At 68.0% G+C, this 20,104-nt stretch carries 22 protein-coding genes; 11 read left to right on the top strand and 11 right to left on the bottom strand.

Features of this window, described 5'->3' with window-relative positions; all coding sequences use genetic code 11:
• Window positions 1-55: 55 nt before the first annotated feature.
• Genes ACZ50N_RS01695 through ACZ50N_RS01680 form a run of 4 tightly spaced genes read left to right on the top strand, consistent with a single transcriptional unit; the run spans window position 56 to window position 4,143 of the window.
• Entirely contained in the window at window positions 56-1,246 is a 1,191-nt protein-coding gene (locus ACZ50N_RS01695; protein ID WP_464474455.1) for an acyl-CoA dehydrogenase family protein, read from the top strand.
• On the top strand, window positions 1,239-2,453 hold the full coding sequence (locus tag ACZ50N_RS01690) for an acyl-CoA dehydrogenase family protein (protein WP_464474454.1): 1,215 nt from the start codon (window positions 1,239-1,241) through the stop codon (window positions 2,451-2,453). The genes ACZ50N_RS01695 and ACZ50N_RS01690 overlap by 8 nt, the downstream gene beginning before the upstream one ends.
• Before the next feature lie 45 nt (window positions 2,454-2,498).
• Complete coding sequence (locus ACZ50N_RS01685; RefSeq protein ID WP_318257975.1) at window positions 2,499-2,723, top strand: hypothetical protein; 225 nt, start codon at window positions 2,499-2,501, stop codon at window positions 2,721-2,723.
• Window positions 2,724-2,730: 7 nt separating this feature from the next.
• Window positions 2,731-4,143: an NCS2 family permease gene (locus ACZ50N_RS01680; RefSeq protein ID WP_048421643.1), complete on the top strand. Its 1,413-nt coding sequence runs from the start codon at window positions 2,731-2,733 to the stop codon at window positions 4,141-4,143.
• Here ACZ50N_RS01680 and ACZ50N_RS01675 read toward each other — a convergent pair.
• The 4 genes from ACZ50N_RS01675 to ACZ50N_RS01660 are packed head-to-tail and all read right to left on the bottom strand — an operon-like array spanning window position 4,101 to window position 7,635.
• Window positions 4,101-4,796 carry a TetR/AcrR family transcriptional regulator gene (locus ACZ50N_RS01675; RefSeq protein WP_464474453.1) on the bottom strand — a complete coding sequence of 232 codons (696 nt, stop codon included), beginning with the start codon at window positions 4,794-4,796 and terminating at the stop codon, window positions 4,101-4,103. The two genes, ACZ50N_RS01680 and ACZ50N_RS01675, sit on opposite strands and share 43 nt — an antisense overlap.
• A 12-nt stretch (window positions 4,797-4,808) precedes the next feature.
• Window positions 4,809-5,681 carry a sugar phosphate isomerase/epimerase family protein gene (locus ACZ50N_RS01670; protein WP_048421757.1) on the bottom strand — a complete coding sequence of 291 codons (873 nt, stop codon included), beginning with the start codon at window positions 5,679-5,681 and terminating at the stop codon, window positions 4,809-4,811.
• Entirely contained in the window at window positions 5,678-6,718 is a 1,041-nt protein-coding gene (locus ACZ50N_RS01665; protein WP_464474452.1) for a Gfo/Idh/MocA family protein, read from the bottom strand. Before ACZ50N_RS01665 ends, ACZ50N_RS01670 begins: the two co-directional genes overlap by 4 nt.
• Before the next feature lie 11 nt (window positions 6,719-6,729).
• On the bottom strand, window positions 6,730-7,635 hold the full coding sequence (locus ACZ50N_RS01660) for a sugar phosphate isomerase/epimerase family protein (protein ID WP_464474451.1): 906 nt from the start codon (window positions 7,633-7,635) through the stop codon (window positions 6,730-6,732).
• A 154-nt stretch (window positions 7,636-7,789) separates the two neighbouring features.
• Here ACZ50N_RS01660 and ACZ50N_RS01655 point away from each other — a divergent pair, with 154 nt between their 5' ends.
• Window positions 7,790-8,782, top strand: coding sequence for a LacI family DNA-binding transcriptional regulator (locus ACZ50N_RS01655; protein WP_082163841.1), 993 nt, complete (start codon window positions 7,790-7,792; stop codon window positions 8,780-8,782).
• A gap of 10 nt (window positions 8,783-8,792) precedes the next feature.
• Here ACZ50N_RS01655 and ACZ50N_RS01650 read toward each other — a convergent pair whose 3' ends face one another.
• The gene (locus ACZ50N_RS01650) at window positions 8,793-9,425 is read right to left on the bottom strand and encodes a TetR/AcrR family transcriptional regulator (RefSeq protein ID WP_464474450.1); all 633 of its coding nucleotides are present in this window, start codon (window positions 9,423-9,425) and stop codon (window positions 8,793-8,795) included.
• 90 nt (window positions 9,426-9,515) lie between these two features.
• On the opposite strand from ACZ50N_RS01650, the gene ACZ50N_RS01645 reads away from it, so the two are divergent.
• Together ACZ50N_RS01645 and ACZ50N_RS01640 are read left to right on the top strand one after the other, a co-directional pair.
• Complete coding sequence (locus ACZ50N_RS01645) at window positions 9,516-10,547, top strand: aromatic ring-hydroxylating dioxygenase subunit alpha (protein WP_464474449.1); 1,032 nt, start codon at window positions 9,516-9,518, stop codon at window positions 10,545-10,547.
• Window positions 10,548-10,555: 8 nt separating this feature from the next.
• On the top strand, window positions 10,556-11,644 hold the full coding sequence (locus ACZ50N_RS01640; protein ID WP_464474448.1) for an NAD(P)H-dependent amine dehydrogenase family protein: 1,089 nt from the start codon (window positions 10,556-10,558) through the stop codon (window positions 11,642-11,644).
• Here ACZ50N_RS01640 and ACZ50N_RS01635 read toward each other — a convergent pair whose 3' ends face one another.
• On the bottom strand, window positions 11,645-12,184 hold the full coding sequence (locus ACZ50N_RS01635; protein WP_046361534.1) for a TetR family transcriptional regulator: 540 nt from the start codon (window positions 12,182-12,184) through the stop codon (window positions 11,645-11,647).
• Window positions 12,185-12,240: 56 nt separating this feature from the next.
• Between ACZ50N_RS01635 and ACZ50N_RS01630 the strand changes: the two genes are divergently transcribed.
• From ACZ50N_RS01630 to bluB, 3 genes are read left to right on the top strand one after another with little or no spacing between them, the layout of a single operon-like run.
• Window positions 12,241-13,449, top strand: a complete 1,209-nt coding sequence (locus tag ACZ50N_RS01630) for an MFS transporter (RefSeq protein ID WP_046361535.1) — start codon at window positions 12,241-12,243, stop codon at window positions 13,447-13,449.
• Window positions 13,442-14,215, top strand: a complete 774-nt coding sequence (gene cobM, locus ACZ50N_RS01625) for a precorrin-4 C(11)-methyltransferase (RefSeq protein WP_464474447.1) — start codon at window positions 13,442-13,444, stop codon at window positions 14,213-14,215. Before ACZ50N_RS01630 ends, cobM begins: the two co-directional genes overlap by 8 nt.
• Before the next feature lie 5 nt (window positions 14,216-14,220).
• The gene (gene bluB / locus ACZ50N_RS01620) at window positions 14,221-14,838 is read left to right on the top strand and encodes a 5,6-dimethylbenzimidazole synthase (protein ID WP_464475745.1); all 618 of its coding nucleotides are present in this window, start codon (window positions 14,221-14,223) and stop codon (window positions 14,836-14,838) included.
• A gap of 6 nt (window positions 14,839-14,844) precedes the next feature.
• Here the strand turns inward: bluB and ACZ50N_RS01615 are convergent, their stop codons facing one another.
• From ACZ50N_RS01615 to ACZ50N_RS01595, 5 genes are read right to left on the bottom strand one after another with little or no spacing between them, the layout of a single operon-like run.
• Complete coding sequence (locus ACZ50N_RS01615; RefSeq protein WP_464474446.1) at window positions 14,845-15,369, bottom strand: bifunctional adenosylcobinamide kinase/adenosylcobinamide-phosphate guanylyltransferase; 525 nt, start codon at window positions 15,367-15,369, stop codon at window positions 14,845-14,847.
• Window positions 15,366-16,106: a cobalt-precorrin-6A reductase gene (locus ACZ50N_RS01610; RefSeq protein ID WP_464474445.1), complete on the bottom strand. Its 741-nt coding sequence runs from the start codon at window positions 16,104-16,106 to the stop codon at window positions 15,366-15,368. Before ACZ50N_RS01610 ends, ACZ50N_RS01615 begins: the two co-directional genes overlap by 4 nt.
• Window positions 16,103-17,566 (bottom strand): cobyric acid synthase, encoded by a 1,464-nt coding sequence (locus ACZ50N_RS01605; RefSeq protein ID WP_464474444.1) that lies wholly within the window; start codon window positions 17,564-17,566, stop codon window positions 16,103-16,105. The genes ACZ50N_RS01610 and ACZ50N_RS01605 overlap by 4 nt, the downstream gene beginning before the upstream one ends.
• Complete coding sequence (gene cobF, locus ACZ50N_RS01600; protein ID WP_048421656.1) at window positions 17,566-18,354, bottom strand: precorrin-6A synthase (deacetylating); 789 nt, start codon at window positions 18,352-18,354, stop codon at window positions 17,566-17,568. Before cobF ends, ACZ50N_RS01605 begins: the two co-directional genes overlap by 1 nt.
• A 24-nt stretch (window positions 18,355-18,378) precedes the next feature.
• Window positions 18,379-19,245, bottom strand: a complete 867-nt coding sequence (locus ACZ50N_RS01595) for a LysR family transcriptional regulator ArgP (protein WP_133412872.1) — start codon at window positions 19,243-19,245, stop codon at window positions 18,379-18,381.
• An 83-nt stretch (window positions 19,246-19,328) separates the two neighbouring features.
• Between ACZ50N_RS01595 and ACZ50N_RS01590 the strand changes: the two genes are divergently transcribed.
• The gene (locus tag ACZ50N_RS01590; protein WP_464474443.1) at window positions 19,329-20,102 is read left to right on the top strand and encodes an alpha/beta fold hydrolase; all 774 of its coding nucleotides are present in this window, start codon (window positions 19,329-19,331) and stop codon (window positions 20,100-20,102) included.
• Window positions 20,103-20,104 lie beyond the last annotated feature (2 nt).

Raw genomic sequence — 20,104 nt, 5'->3', positions numbered from 1 at the left:
CGCCCCGCGCTCACCGCGGGCTAGACGGACAGCAGTCGCCGGTTAAGGTGCTCGTATGGGCACTGCCGTCGATGCTGACCGGGTAGCCGAGGCCGCGCACCAGGTGGTGCGCGAACACGATCCACGAGCGGTGCCCATTCCCGAATTCCTCGGAGCCTGCTTCGACGCGGGGCTGTCGTGGGTCCATTTCCCCGAAGGATTCGGCGGGCTTGGCGTGTCCCGTGGCATGCAGGCGGTCGCCGACCGCATCCTGCAGGGCGCCGGCGGACCTGTCCCCCTGGGCCTCAATCCGATGGGCTACGGCATGGCCGCGCCGACCATCCGTGAGCACGCCCAGACCGACGACGTGCGCCGTGAATTGCTCCGGCCGCTGGCCACCACCGAGCACATCTGGTGCCAGTTGTTCTCCGAGCCGGGCGCAGGCTCCGATGTCGCCGGGCTCGCGACATCCGCGGTGCGCGACGGCGACACCTGGGTGATCAACGGTCAGAAGGTGTGGACCAGCCTGGCCCACCGGGCCCGGTGGGGTCTGTTGCTCGCCCGCTCCGACCCGAATGCGCCCAAGCACAAGGGCCTGACCTACTTCGTCGTCGACATGCACGGTCCGGGCGTCGAGACCCGCCCGCTGCGACAGATGACCGGCCACGCCGAGTTCAACGAGGTCTACTTCAACGACGCTCGGATTCCCGATACCCACCGGCTCGGCGAAGTCGGTGACGGCTGGCGCGTGGCGATGACGACGCTGATGAACGAGCGCAGCGCACTCGGTGCCAGCGGGAGTCGGCGCGGCGCCGGAACGATCGCCGATGCGGTGAACCTGTGGTCGTCGCGGCCTGAACGGCAGACCGCCGTGCTCCGCGACCGCCTCACCAGTCTGTGGCTGAGGGCCGAAGCGCAACGGTTGACCTCAGAGCGATCGCGCGCTTCGGCCACGGTGGGCGGTCCGGGCCCCGAGGGGTCGATCGGCAAGCTCGTCGGCGCGGAGCTCAATCAGCACATCTACGAGTTCTGCATGGACTTCCTCGGCCCCGAAGGCCTCCTCTACGACGGATACGGAGCCGGGGACGGCGATCCGGACGATTACCGCGGCCCCATTCAGCAGCGCTTCCTGCGCAGCCGGGCGAACACGATCGAAGGCGGCACATCCGAGGTGATGCGCAACATCCTCGGCGAGCGGGTGCTCGGCCTGCCCGGTGATCTGCGGGCGGATGCGGGGATGGCGTGGAAGGAGATCCCGCGTGGCTGAGAAGCTTGCGGATCAGCCCAAGGGCACGGCTGAGGAGCTTGCGGATCAGCCCAAGGGCACGGCTGAGGAGCTTGTCTCGGCGGGCGACGAGTTCGTCTTCACCGACGAGCAGCAGCAGCTGCGCGCCGCAGTGCGCAAGTTCTGCGCCGAGCGCATCGACGAACGCGCGATCCGCGCTGTCATGGAATCCGATCCGCCGTATGACCCGGCGGTGTGGACGCGGCTGGGCACCGAGCTCGGTGTGCTCGGGTTGGCGGTGCCCGAATCCGCCGGCGGCGCGGGCGGGACGCTGATCGACCAAGCGGTCGCCATCGAGGAACTCGGTGCGGCACTCGCGCCTGGCCCACTGGTCGGCACCGTGTACCTCGCGATCCCGGCGCTCGTCGCGGCCTCGGCGCCATCTGATCTGCTCGACTCCCTCGCCGATGGCACACGCACCGCCGCGTTCGCGATCGGCGATGTCGCCGCCGCGCCCGCGGGTGAGAGTTGGAGCCTCACCGGGACGGTGGACGGGGTGATCGACGCCGGAGCCGCTGACCTGATCCTCGTCGCCGCCGACGGCCCAGACGGCACCGCACTGTTCGCCGTCGACACGAATTCTGCTGGGGTGCAGCGGGTTCCGCTGACGACGCTGGATCCCACCCGTCCGCAGGCCACCGTGACGCTGTCCGACGCGCCGGCACAGCTGATCGCCGGCCCGGAGGACGCGGACCGGGTGATCGCCCACGCACTGCACGTGGGTTCGGCACTGCTCGCGGTCGAACAGGTGGGGGCGGCACAGCATCTGCTGGATCTGAGCGTCGACTACGCGAAGAACCGTCTGCAATTCGGCCGCCCGATCGGATCGTTCCAGGCGGTGAAACACAAGCTGGCCGACGGTCTGGTCGCCGTCGAGCACGCCCGCTCGGCCGCCTATCACGCAATCTGGGCGCTGGCCCACGGCACCGACGACCCGGCGCTGGCCGTCAGCATCGCTCAGGCGGTGTGCTCGGCGGCCCTCACCCGGGTGGCCAACGACACCATCCAGGTGCACGGAGGTATCGGGTTCACCTGGGAGCACCAGGCCCATCTGTACTACAAACGGGCCTACACCAACGCCGCGCTGTTGGGCAGCGCAGAAGACCACCGGGCTCGGGTCGCCGAACTCGTGCTCGACGCCGTGACCGACACACCGGGACCACGCGTCGCCACCGGGAAGCCACGTTGAGAGGGGACGAGAATGGCTCGTAGACAACGACTTCTGGGAGCGGCGATGATCACCGCAGCCCTCGCTGTGCCGGTCGTGGCTCTCTCCGCGGCACCGAGCGCCGTCGCACAGCCCCCCGGCTCGTGCCCGCCCGGCCAGACCGGCGTCATCTACGGATGCACGCCGTTCTGCCTTCCGGGCAAGGCACTCGACCTGAACACCGGTCTGTGCATGCCGGTGGCCCCGCCGCCGGCTCCGGCTGCGGCTGCGGCCCCGACGTCGCAGTACTGAGCCGCCGATGAACCGAGTGGACCGCTTCTTCGAGATCACGGCCCGCCAGTCGACGGTGGGCACCGAGATACGCGGTGGCGTGGTCACGTTCATCGCGATGGCCTACATCATCGTGCTGAACCCGATCATCCTGTCGAGCCCGAAAGACGTCAGCGGTCAGTCGCTGAACTTCGCGCAGGTGTCTGCCACCACCGCGCTGGCGGCCGGCGTGATGACGATCCTGTTCGGACTGATCGCACGGTTGCCGTTCGCGTTCGCCGCGGGACTGGGCATCAACTCGTTCCTCGCCACCACCGTCGTCGGTGAACTGACCTGGGCCGAGGCGATGGGCCTGGTGGTCATCAACGGTGTGATCATCGTGTTGCTGGCGGTGACCGGATTGCGCCGGCTCATCTTCGATGCGGTCCCCATGCCGCTCAAACTGGCCATCACCGCCGGTATCGGGCTGTTCATCCTGTTCATCGGGCTGGTCGACTCGGGGTTCATCTCTTCCACCAAATTGCCCTCTCCCCCAGTCGGATTGGGTAGCGGCGGCCTGGGATCGCTGACGACCGTACCGACGCTCGTGTTCATCCTGACGCTGCTGCTGACGGGCATCCTGGTGTCGCGCCGGGTGCGCGGCGGCATCCTGATCGGGCTCGTGGCCGGCACCGTCGTCGCCGTCGTCATCGAGGCCATCTGGCACCTCGGATCGGCCACCGAGAAACCCGGGGGATGGTCCCTGTCGGTGCCCACCCTGTCTGGCTCTCCGTTCGCACTGCCCGACCTCGGGCTGGTCGGCGAGTTCAGCTTGAACAGCTTCAGCCGCATCGGTGTGATCGCCGCGGTGGTGCTGATCTTCACGCTGGTGTTCGCGAACTTCTTCGACGCGATGGGCACGATGACCGGCCTGTCCCGGGAAGCCGGACTGTCCGACGCGCAGGGCAATTTCCCCCGTCTACGTTCGGCGCTGATCGTCGAAGGAGCCGGCGCGGTGGTCGGCGGCGCCACATCGTCGTCGTCGAACACGGTGTTCATCGAGTCGGGGGCCGGCATCGAGGAGGGCGCCCGCACCGGGCTGGCGAACCTGGTCACCGGTGTGCTGTTCCTGGCGGCGATGTTCGTCTCCCCGTTGGCGTCGATCGTGCCCACCGAGGTGGCCGCCGCGGCGCTGGTGATCGTGGGGGCGATGATGGTCTCGCATCTGCGACACATCGACCTCTCGGAGTTCTCCGTCGCGCTGCCCGTCGTCCTCACGGTGGCCGTGATGCCGTTCAGCTACTCCATCGCCAACGGCATCGGCGTCGGATTCATCTCCTGGGTCGTGATGCGAACCGCCGCGGGCAAGGCGCGCGAGATCAGCCCGCTGCTGTGGGTGGTGGCTGCCGGGTTCGCGATCTACTTCGCCCGCACGCCACTGGAATCGCTGCTCGGCGTCTGACGGGCTGCGTACTCGACAGCCACGCCGACGAGCACGGCGTGGATCTGCCGCTCGATGTCCTGCCGGGTCAGCACCTCGGGAGAGTCGTTCGACAGCGCGAACGTCTGGCCGCTCAGGTAGGCCATCAGGACAGAGGTCTGCTCGTCGCACAGCGCGTGATCGACGTCGAGGCCGTTGTCGTGGTGCAGGGCGAGCACCAACCGCTCGACCAGCGCCCGATAGCTCTCCGAGATCTGCCGGAAGCCCGACGCGACGCCCGGATCGCGGCGTGCCGACATGGTCAGTTCCAGACGGGCCCGCGTCCATGACAACTGCGGCTCACTCCTCACCGCCAGGAGCTGATCGGCCAGCATTCCCGCGATGACTCGCCCGGTGCTGTTCGGCGCGTCCTTGAACACCTCGGTGAACACCTCGGCGTCGTAGCGCACCAATTGATCAGCGATTCCCTGCAGCAGAGCGGCCCGCGTCCGGTAGTAGAACGACGTGGTGCCATCGGGTACACCGGCCTGCCGGTCCACCTTGAGGTGGCTCAGTCCGCGGGGCCCTTCGTCGGCGAGCAGCGAGATAGCGGCGTCGCACAGCTGGCGGCGCCGCTCGGCGGCATTGTGCTTACGCTTGTTCTCGACATGGTCGATCGTACGCGGCGCCGCCATCCCGCGATGGCATCAGCGGTACTTGTCCACATACTCAACCATCGTTTTCAGCTGATAGCGCGACACCTCGTGGGCCGTTTCGTCTTCGGCGAACACACTCGACACCATCACGGTGTCGTCCCGGTCGTAGAAGCCGAGCCGGGCGAGGCCGCTGAAGAACTCGTCCCAGTCGATGTCACCGTCTCCGATCTTGAGGTGCTGATGCACTCGGACGGGATTGCCCGGCGGATTCGTGATGTAGCGCAGACCGTGCGAGCGATGGTGGTCCATGGTGTCGGCGACATGCACCAGCCGCAGCAGGTCTCCCGCTTCCGACATGATCTCCGCCATGTTGGAGCCCATGTGGAAGCTGTGGCATGCGACGTAGACCATCCCGACGTGTGATGAATTGACGCCCCGGATGATGCGTATCGCCTCCAGACCGTCCTCCACGAAATCGTCGGGGTGGGGATCGATTCGGACGTCGATGCCCTCCCGCTCGAAAATCGGGAGCAGTTCCTCCATCGACCGGAAGAACGCGCGCTCGGATTCCTCCGCCTTCTCCGGACGTCCGGAGAACTCGGTGTTGATCACGTTGACACCGAGATCCACGGTGATCTGCACGACGCGCTTCCAATTGCGGACGGCTGCCTCGCGGGCGTCCTCATCGGGGCCTGACCACCGCAGAACCGGTAGAACCGAGGCGATGCCCACCCCGGCGTCCGAGCAGGCCTTGCGGAGCCTCGCCACCAGCGCGTCGTCGGCGCGCGGGTGGTTGAAGAACGGGATGAAATCGCGATGCGGGGTCAGCTGTAGGTGTTCGTATCCCAATTCGGCAACCAGCGCGGGAAATTCGAGTAGCGAGTAGTCGTGGTGGAACGGGGTCGGGTCCAGCGCGATCTTCATCGGTGCCACCCTGCCTGGATCGACGCGCGCTCGACCATGCTGACCGCGACGGGTTGTCCGGATTGCAGAGCCTGAACTCCGGCTTCGCAGACGGCGGTCGCGGCATAGCCGTCCCAGGCGCCCGGGCCTTCGACGTAGGTTCCCGTGATGCCGCCACGGCGGACGGCATCGACCCAGCGCTGGATCTCCATGTCGTAGGCGCGGCCGAAACGCTCCTTGAAGCTCGGGGTGATGGTTCCACCCCAATGACCGGGGGCACTCTTGCGCACCAGACCGACATCGAGACCGATCATCGCGCTGCCCTTTTCGGCGACCAGCTCGGTGCGCACCTCGTAGGCCACCCCGGTGGTGACGAACAGCTCGACGTCGACGTGTTTGCCGCCGGCGGTACGCAGGATCGCGATCAGCGGATCGAACAATCCCTGGCGCGCAGCGGGATTCGGTGTCGGTGTGACGATCTGGATCGAGGTGACCTCCTCGCCGAGGAGGAATCGGGTGACATCCACCTCGTGGACGAGCGAATCGCGTACGGTCATCGCCGAGTCGAAGTTGTCAGGCACGGCGGGGTTGCGGTGCACACAGTGCAGGAGAAGCGGATCGCCGAGCTCGCCACCGTCGATGAGCGCTTTCAGTTCGACGTACTCGTCATCGAAACGTCGCATGAAGCCGACCTGGATCAGCCGTACGCCGAGTTCGGCTTCGCGGCGCACCACTGCCAGTGAGGTCTCGACGTCGGTGGTGAGGGGCTTTTCGCACAGCACCGGCTTGCCATGCTCGAGGCATGCGAGCAATTGCTTCTCGTGCGTCGGGCCCGGGGTCGCGAGCAGTACCGCGTCGACGTCGGGATCGGCGATCGCATCGAGCGGATCGACGATCGCGCGACAGCCGGGGATGCTTGCGGCGAGCTGCTCGGCCTTGTCGGTCACGTAGTCGTTGACCACGGCCACCCTCGCCCCGGAGATGCGCGACTGGATACGGGCGACGTGGTCAGCGCCCATCAGGCCGACGCCGAGGACGGCGATTCTCGAGTCGGACATTGCAGGCGCTCCTAACGGAAGGTGACGGACGGGATGCCGCAGGACCCGAGGTATTTGCGGGTGCGCTGGGCGATGGGCAGCGGGGCGTCGACCTCGCACGGGTACATGTCCTGCTCGACGATCGCGAACACGTCGATGCCGAGACGCTCGATCTCGGCCAGCAAGGGCGGCATGTCCGGAATCCCCAGCGGTGGCTCGATCATCGCGCCGAGTGTGACGGCCTCGCCGAACGGCAGGTCCTCGGCCTCGACTTTGGCTCGCACTTCGGGATCGACCTGCTTGAGGTGCAGGTACCCGATACGTTCGGGCGCCCGGCGGATGATGGCGATGTTGTCGCCGCCGCAGTAGGAGATGTGACCGGTGTCCAGGCAGAGATTCACATAGCGGCTGTCCGTCCCATCGAGGAATCGGTACACGTTGCCCTCGGTGTCGACATGGGAGTCGGCGTGCGGATGGTATTGCGCACGGACACCGTAGGTTTCGAACATCGCCTTGCCGAGTGCGTTCATGCCCTCGGTCTTCTTACGCCACTGCTCGTGGGTGAGCACCCGGTCTTCGAGCACCACACCGGTCGACGGATCACGCCACATCTCGGGGATGACAACGACGTGCGAGCCACCCACCGCGGCAGTCAACCGCGCGACGTCCTCGATCTGCGTCCACACCGCGTCCCATGCATCGTCTTTGTGCAGATGCTCGAAAACCGTTCCGGCGGAGAGCTTCAGCCCCCGTGAGTCGAGTTCGTCGCGCAGCGTGCCCGGATCGGTCGGCAGGTAGCCGTAGGGGCCGAGTTCGATCCACTCGTAGCCCGATTCGGCGACCTCGTCGAGGAAACGGCGATACGGCGTCTGCTGCGGATCGTCGGGGAACCAGACCCCCCACGAGTCCGGCGCGGAACCGACACGAATGCTGCTCATACGGATGTCCCTCTCGTCGGCTCTCTCTGCGCTGGACTAACGCGCGTTAGTAACGCGCGTGAGGTCTACTATGGGCATCAGTCCGCAACTGTGTCAACCGTCACTTCCCCGAAGGATCTCGCCTGTGAGCACCGCGCGTCAGCGTCGCCCGACGATGGCTGACGTCGCCGAACGCGCCGGGGTGTCCCGCACGCTGGTCTCCTTCATCCTCGACGGCAAACCAGGCGCCAGTGACGAGACCCGCCAGCGCGTTCTCGCGATCGCCGAGGAAATCGGCTACCGGCCCGATTCTGCGGCCCGACTGTTGGCGCAGGGGCGCAGTCGCACCCTCGGCGTCATGATCGACGTCCGTCAACTCTTCCAAGCCGAAATGGTCACGTCGATCTATCCCGCCGCGGAACGCCTCGGCTACGAGGTGCTGCTCTCGGCCAATCTCCCGGACCGCACCGAAGGGGCTGTCGTGGAGTCGCTACTCAGCCATCGTTGCGGCGCGCTGCTCCTGCTGGGTCCGTACGCCGCCCAGTCCGACTTGGTGCGGATGGCAGAGCGGGTACCGGTGGTGGTGGCGTGTCGCCGACTGCCGGGGCTGACCGACGATGTTCCGCTCGCGACGGTACGCACCAACGACGTCAGGGGAATTCGGCAGGCGATCGACTATCTGGCAAGCCTTGGCCACCGCCGCATCCACCACGTCGACGGCGGCTCCGATCCGGGCTCGGCCGACCGCTCCCGCGCCTACCGGTCCGCGATGCGGGCGCACGGCCTGGCCGCCGAGACCACCGTGATCGCAGGCGCCCACAACGAAGAAGCGGGTGCAGTAGCAGCCCACGCCATGCTGGCCGCGCCCGAACTCCCGACGGCGGTGCTGGCGGGCAACGATCGTTGCGCCCTGGGCATCCTCGACGTGTTCACGCGATCGGGAATCTCGGTGCCGGAACATGTTTCGCTTGTCGGATACGACGACAACCGGATCTCGGAGAACCCTCGCATTGATCTGACCACGATCCACCAGGATGCGCCCGACATCGCCTGCCGGTCGGTGGAACTCGCGGTCGCGATGCTCATCGACGCGCCGCTGCCCAGCAGGGACATCGTGCTGGAGCCCACACTGGTGGTCCGGGGCACGACGGGCCCACCACGCACCTGATCGAACCGGGTCACCCTGTCGCGCCAGAGCCGGCAAGGTAGGCCACTATCGCGCTCGTCAGGCCATCCCGAGCGACATCGAGATCGTTGAAGCTGCCCAGCTGCTTCTCCGAGACCAGCCCGCGCATCGCCCCCGGGATGAACATCGCGACCTTGTGCACCCGATCGGGATCCACCTTCAGATCGGCGAACGCCCTCTGGCACATGTCCGCCCAGGTCTGTCCCCACGAGCGCAATTCGGCCGCCGTCGCCGGGTACAGCCGGTCGAGCTCGGTGGGGTCACGAGGCAGCGCGGCCCGAAGATTTTCGATCGCGCGGGAGTCGGGAGCCTCCAGCCCGTCGTAGAGCGTGTCGACGATGCCCGCGACGCGGGCGCGCAGCGAGGCCCTGCTGTCGGACGCCGTGACGGTGTCGCCGCGGCGTTCCGCGGTGTGGTGCAGCACCGCGGCCCAGAATCCGTCGGCATCCCCGAACTGATACTGGATGGTCCCCCACGTCACCCCGATCGCCTTGGCGATCCGATTGGCCGACACCGCCGCGGGATCGCCGGTGGCCAGGGCGTCCACCGCCGCGCTCAACAGCGCTCGGCGCGTTGCTCTTCCACGCCGGTTCGCCGTGCGACCCGCGCTGTCAGGTAGCGGCATCGAGCCATCCTAGCGCCGGAGCACCAAGATTCATTGACACCTCTATGAACTTTTCCTAGAGTCATCGACGAGAAGCGGAAGGGGATCGCCGTGGCCAAACCGCCGTTGTCGATGACGCCGACCGGATGGTTCCAGGTGGCGTGGTCCGACGAGATCGGCGCCGGCGACGTCCACCGCATGCACTACTTCGGCCAGGATCTGATCGGCTGGCGCACCGAATCCGGTGAGCTGTCGGTGATGCATGCGTACTGCGAACACCTCGGTGCGCACCTGGGTTTCGGCGGTCGCGTGACCGGGGAGGTGATCCAGTGCCCGTTCCACGGATGGCAGTGGAACACCGAGGGCCGCAATGTCTGCATTCCTTATGAGAAGCGACCCAACCGAGGCCGGCGGATCCCGTCGTTCCCCGTCGTCGAACGCAATGCCTCCGTGTACATCTGGCATGACGTCCACGGCCGTGAGCCGTTCTTCGACGCGCCCGACGTGTTCGCGAGTTTCGACGACGGCTCCAGCGTCGACGATTACTACCCCCAGCAACGGCTTTTCGAACAGGGCCACGAGATGCATCCGCAGTACGTGCTGGAGAACGGCGTCGACGTCGAACACTTCCGCTATGTGCACGAGACACCGATCAACCCGGTCTTCACCCGACACGACTTCGACCAACCGATCTCCTACGTCGACTTCACGATCACCTTCGACGGAGACGAAGAGCAGGTGATCGACGACGTCCGCAGCGGCGTACAGGCGATCAACGGTGGTCTCGGCATCGCGGTGACCAAGAGCTGGGGGATGATCGACAACCGGACGATCTCCTGCGTCACTCCGGTCGACGACCGCACCTCCGACGTCCGATTCATGACCTACATCGGCAAGCCGAAGCGAGCGCCCCGCGACCCGGAGAGGGCCCGCATCAAGGCCGAGCAGTTCGGCAACGAGGTCATCAGACAGTTCACCCAGGACATCTTCATCTGGTCGCACCAGCGGTATTCGGACCCGCCCGCCTTGGCGACCTCAGAAGTGCAGGGCTTCACCGCGATTCGCGAGTGGGCACGCCAGTTCTATCCAGACGGCATCGGCGGCAGTGCCGCTGAAGTCAATGCGGCACGACAGAAGGGCTGAACCAGCAGATGACGAACGGCACCCCCATTCGAGTCTTCCAAGTCGCCACCGGCAACGTCGGCTCGGAGATGATCAAGCGCATCGCCACCCAGCCGGATCTCGAGCTCATCGGGGTGCACTGCTACACACCCGAGAAGGTGGGCAAGGACACCGGCGAACTCGCCGGGTTGGCGCCCAACGGAGTCATCGCCACCGGCACCGTCGACGAGATCATCGCTGCCGCACCGGATGTCGTGACCTTCCATGGCGTCTTCCCCGACGAAGACCTCTACGTGCGGGTGCTCGAAGCCGGCATCGACATCGTCACCACAGCGGACTGGATCACCGGTTACCACCGCGACACCAACCATCCGCACCATTCCGGCAAGAAGGTGACCGAGCTGCTCGCCGAAGCCTGCCGGACAGGCGGATCGACCTTCTACGGCACCGGCATGAACCCCGGCGTGAATCAGATCCTCGGCGTCGTCGCCTCGGCCGACGTCGCGGAGATCGAGCACATCGTCACGCTCGAATCCGTCGACGTGTCATGCCATCACAGCAAGGACACCTGGATCGAGGTCGGCTACGGCCTGCCGGTCGACGATCCGAGCATCCCGGGCAAGTTGCGCAAGTACACGGAGGTGTTCGCCGACTCGGTCTACATGATGGCGGACTGCTTCGGCTTGACGCTCGACGAGGTCAGGTTCGAATTCGAGCTGGGCGCATGCACCAAGGACGTCGATCTGGGGTGGTATCAGCTGCCCAAGGGCTCGCTGGGCGGCAGCTACATCCGCTACGTCGGCACGGTCGACGGAATCCCCCGTGTCGAAACACATCTCGAATGGCAGATGACACCGCACACCGATCCGAGTTGGGACATCAAGGGCTGCTACATCACCCAGATCAAGGGCGATCCGTGCATCTACAACAAGCACATGATCTTCCCGAAACCCGGTGTCGACCTGTCGAACCCCGACAACTTCGCATCCATCGGCATGACGGTGACGGGCATGCCCGCGATCAACGCCATCAAGTCCGTCGTCGCGGCGCCCCCCGGAATCCTGACGAGCGCCGACCTGCCTCTGCGCGGCTTCGCCGGCCGGTTCGCCCTCGGCTGATCACCGCTGAGCGGCGGCCGCGATCATCCGGTCGATCACCGAGAGCAGATCCTCGTCCGCATCGGAGGCGACGAGATGCCCGCCGAGGGCCCGGTGCAGCGCGTTGTAGTAGAGGCCGTCACCGATCAGTTTGACCGCCCGCGCCGTGTCGAGGTCCCCGATCGCCTCGTGCAGGATCGACAGCCACTCGGCGGCGGCGGACTCGATGGCGGCACGCGCGCGGGCATCCCCGGCCTGCCGCAGCCGGGACGCCGCGACCAGAATCCGATCGAGCGGAGTGCCGGCGTAGTGGGACGACCTCACGTAGTAGCGGGCCGGCCCCTCCTCGGCGACGCGCATCTGGAGTGCGTCCTCGGCGGCGAGCGTTTCCAGCCGCTCGCAGACCGCGCCGGCCAGGTGATCCTTCGAGGGGAAGTGGTAGAGGACCCCGCCCTTGGACACCCCGGCGCGCGCCGCCACCGCGTCCACGGTGGCGAACCGCTCACCCTCTTCTGCCAGCAGCTGTGCGTAGGCATCGAGGATGCGATCACGCGAGGACATGGGGCCAGCCTAAAACCCGGTGGTCTACTACACCGTCTGGACGGTACAGTCCGCGCATGGGGATCTACCGGGAACTGTTCCGCGTGCCCCGCGTCCCGAACATCACCGCGGCACAGCTGTTCGCGCGGCTGCCACTCGGCATGCTCTCCCTGGCCATCCTGGTGCACGTCGAACACCGCACCGGCTCCTACGCCACCGCAGGAGTGGTGGTCGCCTGCCTGACCGTCGGCGAAGCGATCGCCATGCCGCTCACGTCACGCATGGCGGGCCGGGGTGACCGCACCACGGCGACGCTGGCGATCTGCGCCGCGGTCAACGGCGCCAGCATGCTCGGACTCGCGCTCGCGACCTTCTCGGGTCCGCCGTTGATGGCGCTCGGCCTGCTGGTCGGGGCGTCGGTGCCGCCCCTGATGCCCGTCGTCCGCGCGTTGTACCCGCAGATGCTGCCCCGAGACGGGGTGCGCGCGCTCTTCGCGCTCGACACCACCGCCCAGGAGATGATCTGGGTCATCGGTCCCGTGGCGGCCATGGCCCTCTCGACACTGGTGTCCACGGCGATGCCACTGATCGCCTCGGCCGCGATCACGGTGGTGGGCACGGCATGGTTCCTGGCCAGCGCCCGCGGGCTGCGTCCCCGCTCGGGTCCGCGTGCCCGTGGCCGTCGCCGGGTCTTGGGCCGCCGCAGCGTGCTGCTGGCCATGGTCGCCGGGTGCGCGCTCGTGGGCTCGTTCACCGCACTGGAGGTCGGCGTGGTGGCCGAGCACGGCAACAGTGGCCTCACCGCGGGCGTTGCCATCGCGCTGGCCAGTGTCGGATCCGTGCTGGGCGGCCTGACCTTCGGGCACCGCCGCCTCGGCCTGGGTGGCGTCGTCACTGCCCTGTCCGTCGTGGCGGTGGGAACCGCGGCGTTCGGGCTCACCCATGTGCTGGCGCTGCAGATGTGTGCCCTGTTCGTCTCCGGCATGGGCTTCGCACCGGCGATGTCGGCGCTGTACTTCATGGTGTCGCAGGACGTCGACGAGGACGTGGCCACCGAGGCGTTCGGGTGGCTGCACAGCGGCGCGCTGATCGGCGCCGCGCTGGGCACATCGGCCGCCGGCGCGGCCACCGACGCGCACGGTCCCGCCGGTGCGGTCGTGGCGGCGACACTGTTCGCGGTCGCCGCCGCGCTGAGCCCGCTGGTGGCTCGCGCGACAGGACGCGTCGGGGGCCTGGAGGAACCAGCGGCGCCGGAGCCCTGTCCTACACTTCGGGTCGATGGATGACGACCGGGCAGTGCAGTTCGTCGGTGCCGGCCCGGGTGCCGCCGATCTGCTGACGGTGCGGGCCACACGCATGCTGGCCGACGCCGAGGTCGTGCTCTATCCCGGCAGCTATCTCGATCCCGAGGTCCTCGCGCACTGCTCCCCTGCCGCCGAACTCGTCGACACCGCCGAACTCGACCTCGACGACATCGTCGAGCGCGTCGTCACCGCCCACCGGGCCGGGCGCCGCGTGGTGCGACTGGTGTCGGGTGATCCGTCGGTGTACTCGGCGCTGTCCGAGCAGACCCGGCGGCTGGATGCGGCCGCCGTCCCGTGGGCGGTCACTCCCGGCGTCCCCGCCTACGCGGCCGCCGCCGCGCGCGTCGGGCGCGAGCTCACCGTGCCGCTGGTCGCGCAGTCGGTGGTCCTGACCCGCACCCAGCAGCGGTCCACCGCGATGCCCGAGACCGAAACGCTCGCCGCGTTCGCCACCACCCGCGCCACACTGGTGCTGCACCTGGCCATCACCCGCATCCGGGAACTGATGGCCGAACTGACTCCCCACTACGGAGCGGACTGCCCCGTGGTGGTCGTCTACCGGGCCTCCCAACCACAGGAGGTCGTGCTGCGGGGGACGGTGTCCGACATCGCCGACGCCGTGCAGGACGCTGGTTTCCGTTACGCGGCAGTCATTCTGGTCGGTCGAGCGCTGGCTGAACGCAGCGATCCGTGCGCCGGCGAGAGCCATCTGTACGACCCCGCGCGCGATCGGTCCATCCGGCCGTGACCGACCTGTACGACGTCATCCGGCGGCGCCGCGACACCCGCCGTGAGTTCACCGGCGGATCCGTACCGGACGATGTCCTCGAGCGGGTCCTCCTCGCCGCCCACGCCGCTCCGTCGGTCGGCATGAGCCAGCCGTGGGATTTCGTCCTGGTGCGCTCACCGGAGACGCTCCGAGCGTTCCGCGACCACGTCGCGACCGAACGTGAGGTCTTCGCCTCGACGCTGACCGGCGAACGCGCCGAGACGTTCTCGCGCATCACGATCGAGGGGATCTGCGAATCCGGACTCGGCATCGTCGTCGGCTACGACCCCACCCGCGCGGGTTCGCAGGTACTCGGCCGCCATGCCATCCCCGACACCGGGCTCTACTCCGTGGTGTGCGCGATCGAGAACCTCTGGCTCGCAGCGACTGTCGAGGATCTGGGCGTCGGCTGGGTGTCGTTCTTTTCCGAGGACGTCCTGCGGACCCTGGTCGGTATGCCTGCCCACGTCCGGCCGGTCGCCTGGTTGTGCGTCGGTCCGGTCGCCGACGTCCCCGAGGTTCCCGACCTCGAACGCTTCGGCTGGCGCGCCCGCAGCCCACTCTCCTCCGTCGTGCACGAGGAGCGTTACCGCGCGCGGTGACACTCTCTAGAGCCGTAAGACTCGGCCCGCGATCACGAGGTGCACCTCGTCGCACACGGCCGCGACGCGCTGGTTCACCGTGCCCAGCAGATCCCGGAACAACACGCCCGAGCGGTGAGCGGGCACCACGCCCAGACCGACCTCGTTCGTCACCACCACAGCGTCAGAGGTGCGCCGCAGCGCCTCGCACAGCGCGTCGGTGCGGGCGCCGACGACAGCGTGCACATGCGCCGAATCTGCCTCCCACAGGGCGGCTTCGTCGACGACGGCGACCACCCAGGTGCTCACACAGTCGAGCAGCACGGCACCCTCCGCGTTCCCGAGGGCGGTGACGAGGTCAGCGGTCTCGACGGTCGACCAGCCCGCCGGCCGGCGCGCGCGATGCGCGGCCACCCGCGCATCCCAGTCCGGATCCTGGCCGTCGGCGGGCCGGCCCGGGGCGATGTAGGTGACCGCGCCGGCGTCGGCGAGCAACTCTTCGGCGTGCCGGGACTTGCCCGAGCGGACACCGCCGGTGACGAGGATCCTCACCGGCTCATCGTAGAGACAGCCCGCACCCAGGCGACGGCGTCGTCGATGTCGGAGACGGTGGGCACGCCTGCGGTGCGGGCAGGACGGGCGACCACGACGACCGGGACGCCGAGCTGCTCTGCGGCTTCCATTTTGGGCCAGGTGAACTCACCACCGGAGTCCTTGGTGATGAGTACGTCGGCGGCATGGTCGCGCATCAGCTCCAGTTCGCCGGCCAGCGCATAGGGGCCGCGACTGGTCACCAACCGCCACGCCGGCGGCAGGGCCTCGTCAGGGGCCTGCACCACCCGTGCGAGCGTGGCGTGATCGCGCAGGGCGGGAATGAACCGGGCGATCTCCTGCCGACCCACCGTGAGGAACGGTCGCCGGCCGAGGCGTGCGGCCACCGTCGCCGCATCGTCGTGCGATGCGCTCCAGTGCCACGAATCGCGGGAGCGGTCGGCCCAGCCCGGCCTCTCGAACCGCAGCAGCGGCACCCCGCGTTGCGCACACGCCTCTGCCGCATTGCTCGAGATCGTCTTGGCGAACGGGTGCGTCGCATCCACGACGACCTCGAAATGCGCCAACGCAGAGCACAACCCGTCGACACCCCCGAATCCGCCGATGCGCACCTCACCGACCGGCAGACGAGGATCGGCGACCCGACCCGCCAACGAGGTGGTGACATGGTCGGTGGCGGTGAGGATGCCGGCCAGTGCCCGAGCTTCCGCGGTGCCCCCCAGCAGCAGGATTCTCACGGCGCCCCCGGCGGGAGGAACGGCACATCCGCCGGTGCACCTCTCAGCGCCAGGGCGAGAAGTGCGTCGACGTCGAGATGCTGCTCGACGAGGTCACCCAGGCGGTCCAGCCGATTTTCCCGCGCCGCGGGGAACGAGACACCCGACGGCGCGACCCCCAACGTCTCGTGGAGGAATCGACTGCGCAGTGCGTCGCCCTCGAGGGCCCCGTGCCACATCGTGCCGAAGATCTGGCCGTGGCGCGCACCGGCGAGGAAATCGTCCTCCGTGCTCCCCACCGCCACCCGCCCGTGGTGGATCTCATAGCCCGATGCCGTTGTACCGAGCCAGGTTCCGTGAGGAAGGCGCAGTGTCTTCTCGGCGACGAAGTCGGTCTCGACGTCGAGCAGCCCGAGACCGGGGACTTCGGTGGGCTCGCCTTCGACGCCGGCAGGGTCACGCACCACGCGGCCGAGCATCTGGAAGCCGCCGCAGATGCCCAGCAGCGGCCGGCCGGCGGCGGCGTGGGCGATCACCGCGTCGGCCAGTCCGCGTGCGCGTAACCAGGCCATGTCGGCGATCGTGGACCGGGTGCCCGGCAGCACGATCAGGTCGGCGTCGGCCAGCGCGCCGGGGTGCGAGGCGAACACCACGTCGAGCTCGGGCTCCAGCCGCAGCGCGTCGACGTCGGTGAAGTTGCTGATCCGCGGCAGGCGGATCACCGCGACGCGGTGTGCACCCGGCCGGGAGCGGCGGACGCCCCCCAGGTCCAGGGCGTCCTCCGAATCCAGCCACACATCGGGCTGCCAGGGCAGGGTTCCGTACACCGTTCTGCCCGTGGCCTTTTCGAGAGATTCCAGGCCGGGCTGCAGCAGCGTCGCATCACCGCGGAACTTGTTCACGACGAAGCCGGCGACCAGAGCTTGATCCTCCGGCGAGAGGAACGCCACCGTGCCGAGAAATGCGGCGAAGACTCCGCCGCGGTCGATGTCGCCGACCACCACGGTGGCCATTCCGGCGTGTCGCGCCAACCCCATGTTCACGTAATCGCCTGCACGCAAGTTGATCTCGGTAGGGCTCCCGGCACCCTCGGCGACGACGACGTCGTAGCGGGAGGCCAGGTCGTCGTATGCGGCGTGGGCGGCAGTGGCGAGTGCTCGCCGACCCTCGAGCCAATCCGCCGACGACACCTCTCCCCACGGCCGGCCCATCAGCACGACGTGGCTGCGCCGGTCACTGCCCGGTTTGAGCAGCACCGGGTTCATCGCCGGCTCGGGGGTCACACCGGCCGCCAGCGCTTGAATCCATTGCGCCCGGCCGATTTCCACGCCAGGGTCGGCGACCATCGAATTGTTGGACATGTTCTGCGCCTTGTACGGGGCAACGCTGACTCCGCGGCGCGCGAGTGCCCGGCACAACCCGGTCGTGACCAGGGTCTTGCCCGCGTCACTGGTGGTACCGGCGATCAGCAGGCCTGCCATCAGGTGCGCCTCAGCAGAAAAAGATCCATCACCCAGCCGTCGGTATCCGCGGCGGCCGCGCGCGCGGCGGGCAGCAGCGGTTCGACGTCACCGAGCCGGCCCGACAGCAGCTGCTCCCCCGGTGCGCCGAGATTGGCGCCCCACCAGATGGTCCACTCGTGCAGCCCGGTGAAGTCGAGGCGGTGCGGCGGAGGGTTGAGCATCGCGACGATGTTGTCGAGCCCGGCGGCGACGGCTTCCTGCAGTCGCCGTCCGGTGGTGACGTGCACGGACCGGCCGACCTCGTGCAGCACGATGCGGTGCCGCGCGGCCAGCAGTGCCGGTGCGCTCACGCCGGGCAGCACGTCGTAATCGAGGTCGACGCCGAGAGCCCGCACGTGTTCGACGATGCGGATCGTCGAGTCGTACAGCGATGGATCGCCCCACACCAGGAACGCGGCCGTCCCGCCGCGGCGGCGCAGGACGTCGGCATAGCGGGCGGCGCGGGCCGCATGCCAGTCCGCGACGGCGGATTCGTACTGCGACGCGGTCAGCCCGGCGGAGCGATCGCGCGGTGGATCGGTGATCGCGACGACCTCGGCGGGTCCGTCCGGTCCGGGGAAGGCACCGACGACGGCGCGGCGCAGCTCGAGCAGGGGGTCCTCGTCGGTTCTGGCGTCGGCCTCGGGGTCGGTCTTGTCGGCCGCCAGCACGTAGTCGACGGACCTCAGCGCGTCGGCGACCTCGCTCGTCACGTGGGCAGGCCCCATCCCGACGCCGAGGATTCTTACCCTGACCGGCGCATCCATGGTCACGATTGTCCCCGGCCGGTCTCACTGCGGCGGCAGCAGGCCCGTCGCCGCCGACTTCACCGCGTCGGTCACCAGCGCCACGGTGGCGCTGTCGAGTTTCCAGCACTGCCAGTACAGCGGGACGTCGAGGTGCTCGTCGCTGATGAGCGTGAACGACGCGTCGATCAACTGCTCGGGGTACATCCCCCAGCCCAGCCCGGCATGGACGGCAGCACCGAACCCCGCTGCAGTGGCCACGTAGTGCACGGGTCGGCGCACGTCTGCGCCGAACACCTGACGCACCAGCTGATCCTGCAGGGCGTCGTCGCGGTTCCAGGCCAACGACGGCGCCGCGGCGGCGGCCTCGGCAGTGAACCCGTCCGACAGGTGTCGCTCGACGAACGTCCGGGTGGCCACCGGCCGATAGCGCATGATGCCGAGAGGCTGCACACGACACCCGGGCACCGCGGCGCTCTCGGTGGTCACCGCACCCATCACCACCCCTTCGCGGAGCAGCCGCGCCGACAGATCCTGGTCCTCGATGCGGATGTCGAGCAGCGCATCGGTCAGGTGGGCGAAGACGCCGGTGAACCACGTCGCCATCGAATCGGCATTGACGGCCAACGCAATCCGCGGGCGGGCGGCCGGGCCGCCGCGTATCTCCGCCAGCGCCTCGGTCTGCAGCAGTGCTGTCTGCGCCGCCAACCTCAGCAGCGGTGCGGCTACAGGGGTTGCAGCGCAGGGCTTTTCGCGGATCACGAGAACCTGGCCGGTGCGCTGTTCGAGGGCTTTGATGCGCTGACTGATGGCCGACGGCGTGACGTGCAGGTGGGCCGCGGCCGCGTCGAAGCTGCCGTATTCGACCACCGCCGCCAGGGCCGCCAACTGACCGGTGTCCACGTGGTCCACCTGAGCAATGCTAATGAGACAGGCGTCCTATCCCGTGGAACTTTCCTCCGTATCAACCCGTCCGGTCGGGGTACCCGCCCCAGATGTACTCGATCCGTACCGGCTCAGGTAAACCCCTTCTGCTCGTCCATGGCATCTCGAACCTGCACAACTGGGACCTCGTCGTCCCCGCTCTGGCCCGCGAACGCTCGGTGATCGCCATCGACCTTCCCGGCTTCGGCGAAAGCCCACCGCTGACCGGTGAGGTCTCCGTCTCTTCGCTCACCGATGCCGTCGAGAACTTCATCATCGAGCACGAACTCGGCAACGTCGACGTAGTCGGTAGCTCGATGGGTGCGCGATTGGTGCTCGAACTGGCCCGCCGCGGTCACGGCGGTAACGCGGTGGCCCTCGACCCGGGAGGGTTCTGGTCCGACCGACAGGTCAAGATCTTCGGCTGCACCGTCGGTCCGTCGATCGCTCTGGTCAAGCGCATTCAACCGCTTCTGCCCGCCCTGACGAACAGCGCTGTCGGGCGTACCGCACTGTTGCTGCAGTTCTCTGCCAAACCGTGGCAGCTGCCCGCGGAACTGGTGCTTGGCGAACTACGCAACTTCGCTAGCTCTCCGAGTCTGGACGACGCGGTGCGAGCACTGGTGCACGGACCCAAACAGCAGGGCGCACCGGCCGGTTCGTTGAGGGGCCGAGTCACGATCGGCTGGGGGCGTAACGACCGCGTGACCCCACCGAGCGAGGCCGAACCGGCGATGCGTGCCTTCCCCGACGCTTCTCTGCACTGGTTCTCGCACTGCGGCCACTTCCCTCATTGGGATCAGCCCGAAGAGACGGTGAAACTCATTCTGGACGCCACCAGCTGATG

This window comes from Mycolicibacterium obuense, assembly GCF_055397605.1.
The sequence above is the reverse complement of the archived record's forward strand: the minus strand, read 5'-3'. Positions and strand labels throughout refer to the sequence as shown.

Bases quoted from the DNA above. Each gene is read 5' to 3' on its own strand.
- ACZ50N_RS01695 (WP_464474455.1), top strand. From the start codon at position 56: ATGGGCACTGCCGTCGATGCTGACCGGGTAGCCGAGGCCGCGCACCAG.
- ACZ50N_RS01685 (WP_318257975.1), top strand. From the start codon at position 2,499: ATGATCACCGCAGCCCTCGCTGTGCCGGTCGTGGCTCTCTCCGCGGCA.
- ACZ50N_RS01680 (WP_048421643.1), top strand. From the start codon at position 2,731: ATGAACCGAGTGGACCGCTTCTTCGAGATCACGGCCCGCCAGTCGACG.
- ACZ50N_RS01675 (WP_464474453.1), bottom strand. From the start codon at position 4,796: ATGGCGGCGCCGCGTACGATCGACCATGTCGAGAACAAGCGTAAGCAC.
- ACZ50N_RS01670 (WP_048421757.1), bottom strand. From the start codon at position 5,681: ATGAAGATCGCGCTGGACCCGACCCCGTTCCACCACGACTACTCGCTA.
- ACZ50N_RS01665 (WP_464474452.1), bottom strand. From the start codon at position 6,718: ATGTCCGACTCGAGAATCGCCGTCCTCGGCGTCGGCCTGATGGGCGCT.
- ACZ50N_RS01660 (WP_464474451.1), bottom strand. From the start codon at position 7,635: ATGAGCAGCATTCGTGTCGGTTCCGCGCCGGACTCGTGGGGGGTCTGG.
- ACZ50N_RS01655 (WP_082163841.1), top strand. From the start codon at position 7,790: ATGGCTGACGTCGCCGAACGCGCCGGGGTGTCCCGCACGCTGGTCTCC.
- ACZ50N_RS01650 (WP_464474450.1), bottom strand. From the start codon at position 9,425: ATGCCGCTACCTGACAGCGCGGGTCGCACGGCGAACCGGCGTGGAAGA.
- ACZ50N_RS01640 (WP_464474448.1), top strand. From the start codon at position 10,556: ATGACGAACGGCACCCCCATTCGAGTCTTCCAAGTCGCCACCGGCAAC.
- ACZ50N_RS01635 (WP_046361534.1), bottom strand. From the start codon at position 12,184: ATGTCCTCGCGTGATCGCATCCTCGATGCCTACGCACAGCTGCTGGCA.
- ACZ50N_RS01630 (WP_046361535.1), top strand. From the start codon at position 12,241: ATGGGGATCTACCGGGAACTGTTCCGCGTGCCCCGCGTCCCGAACATC.
- cobM (WP_464474447.1), top strand. From the start codon at position 13,442: ATGGATGACGACCGGGCAGTGCAGTTCGTCGGTGCCGGCCCGGGTGCC.
- ACZ50N_RS01605 (WP_464474444.1), bottom strand. From the start codon at position 17,566: ATGGCAGGCCTGCTGATCGCCGGTACCACCAGTGACGCGGGCAAGACC.
- cobF (WP_048421656.1), bottom strand. From the start codon at position 18,354: ATGGATGCGCCGGTCAGGGTAAGAATCCTCGGCGTCGGGATGGGGCCT.
- ACZ50N_RS01590 (WP_464474443.1), top strand. From the start codon at position 19,329: ATGTACTCGATCCGTACCGGCTCAGGTAAACCCCTTCTGCTCGTCCAT.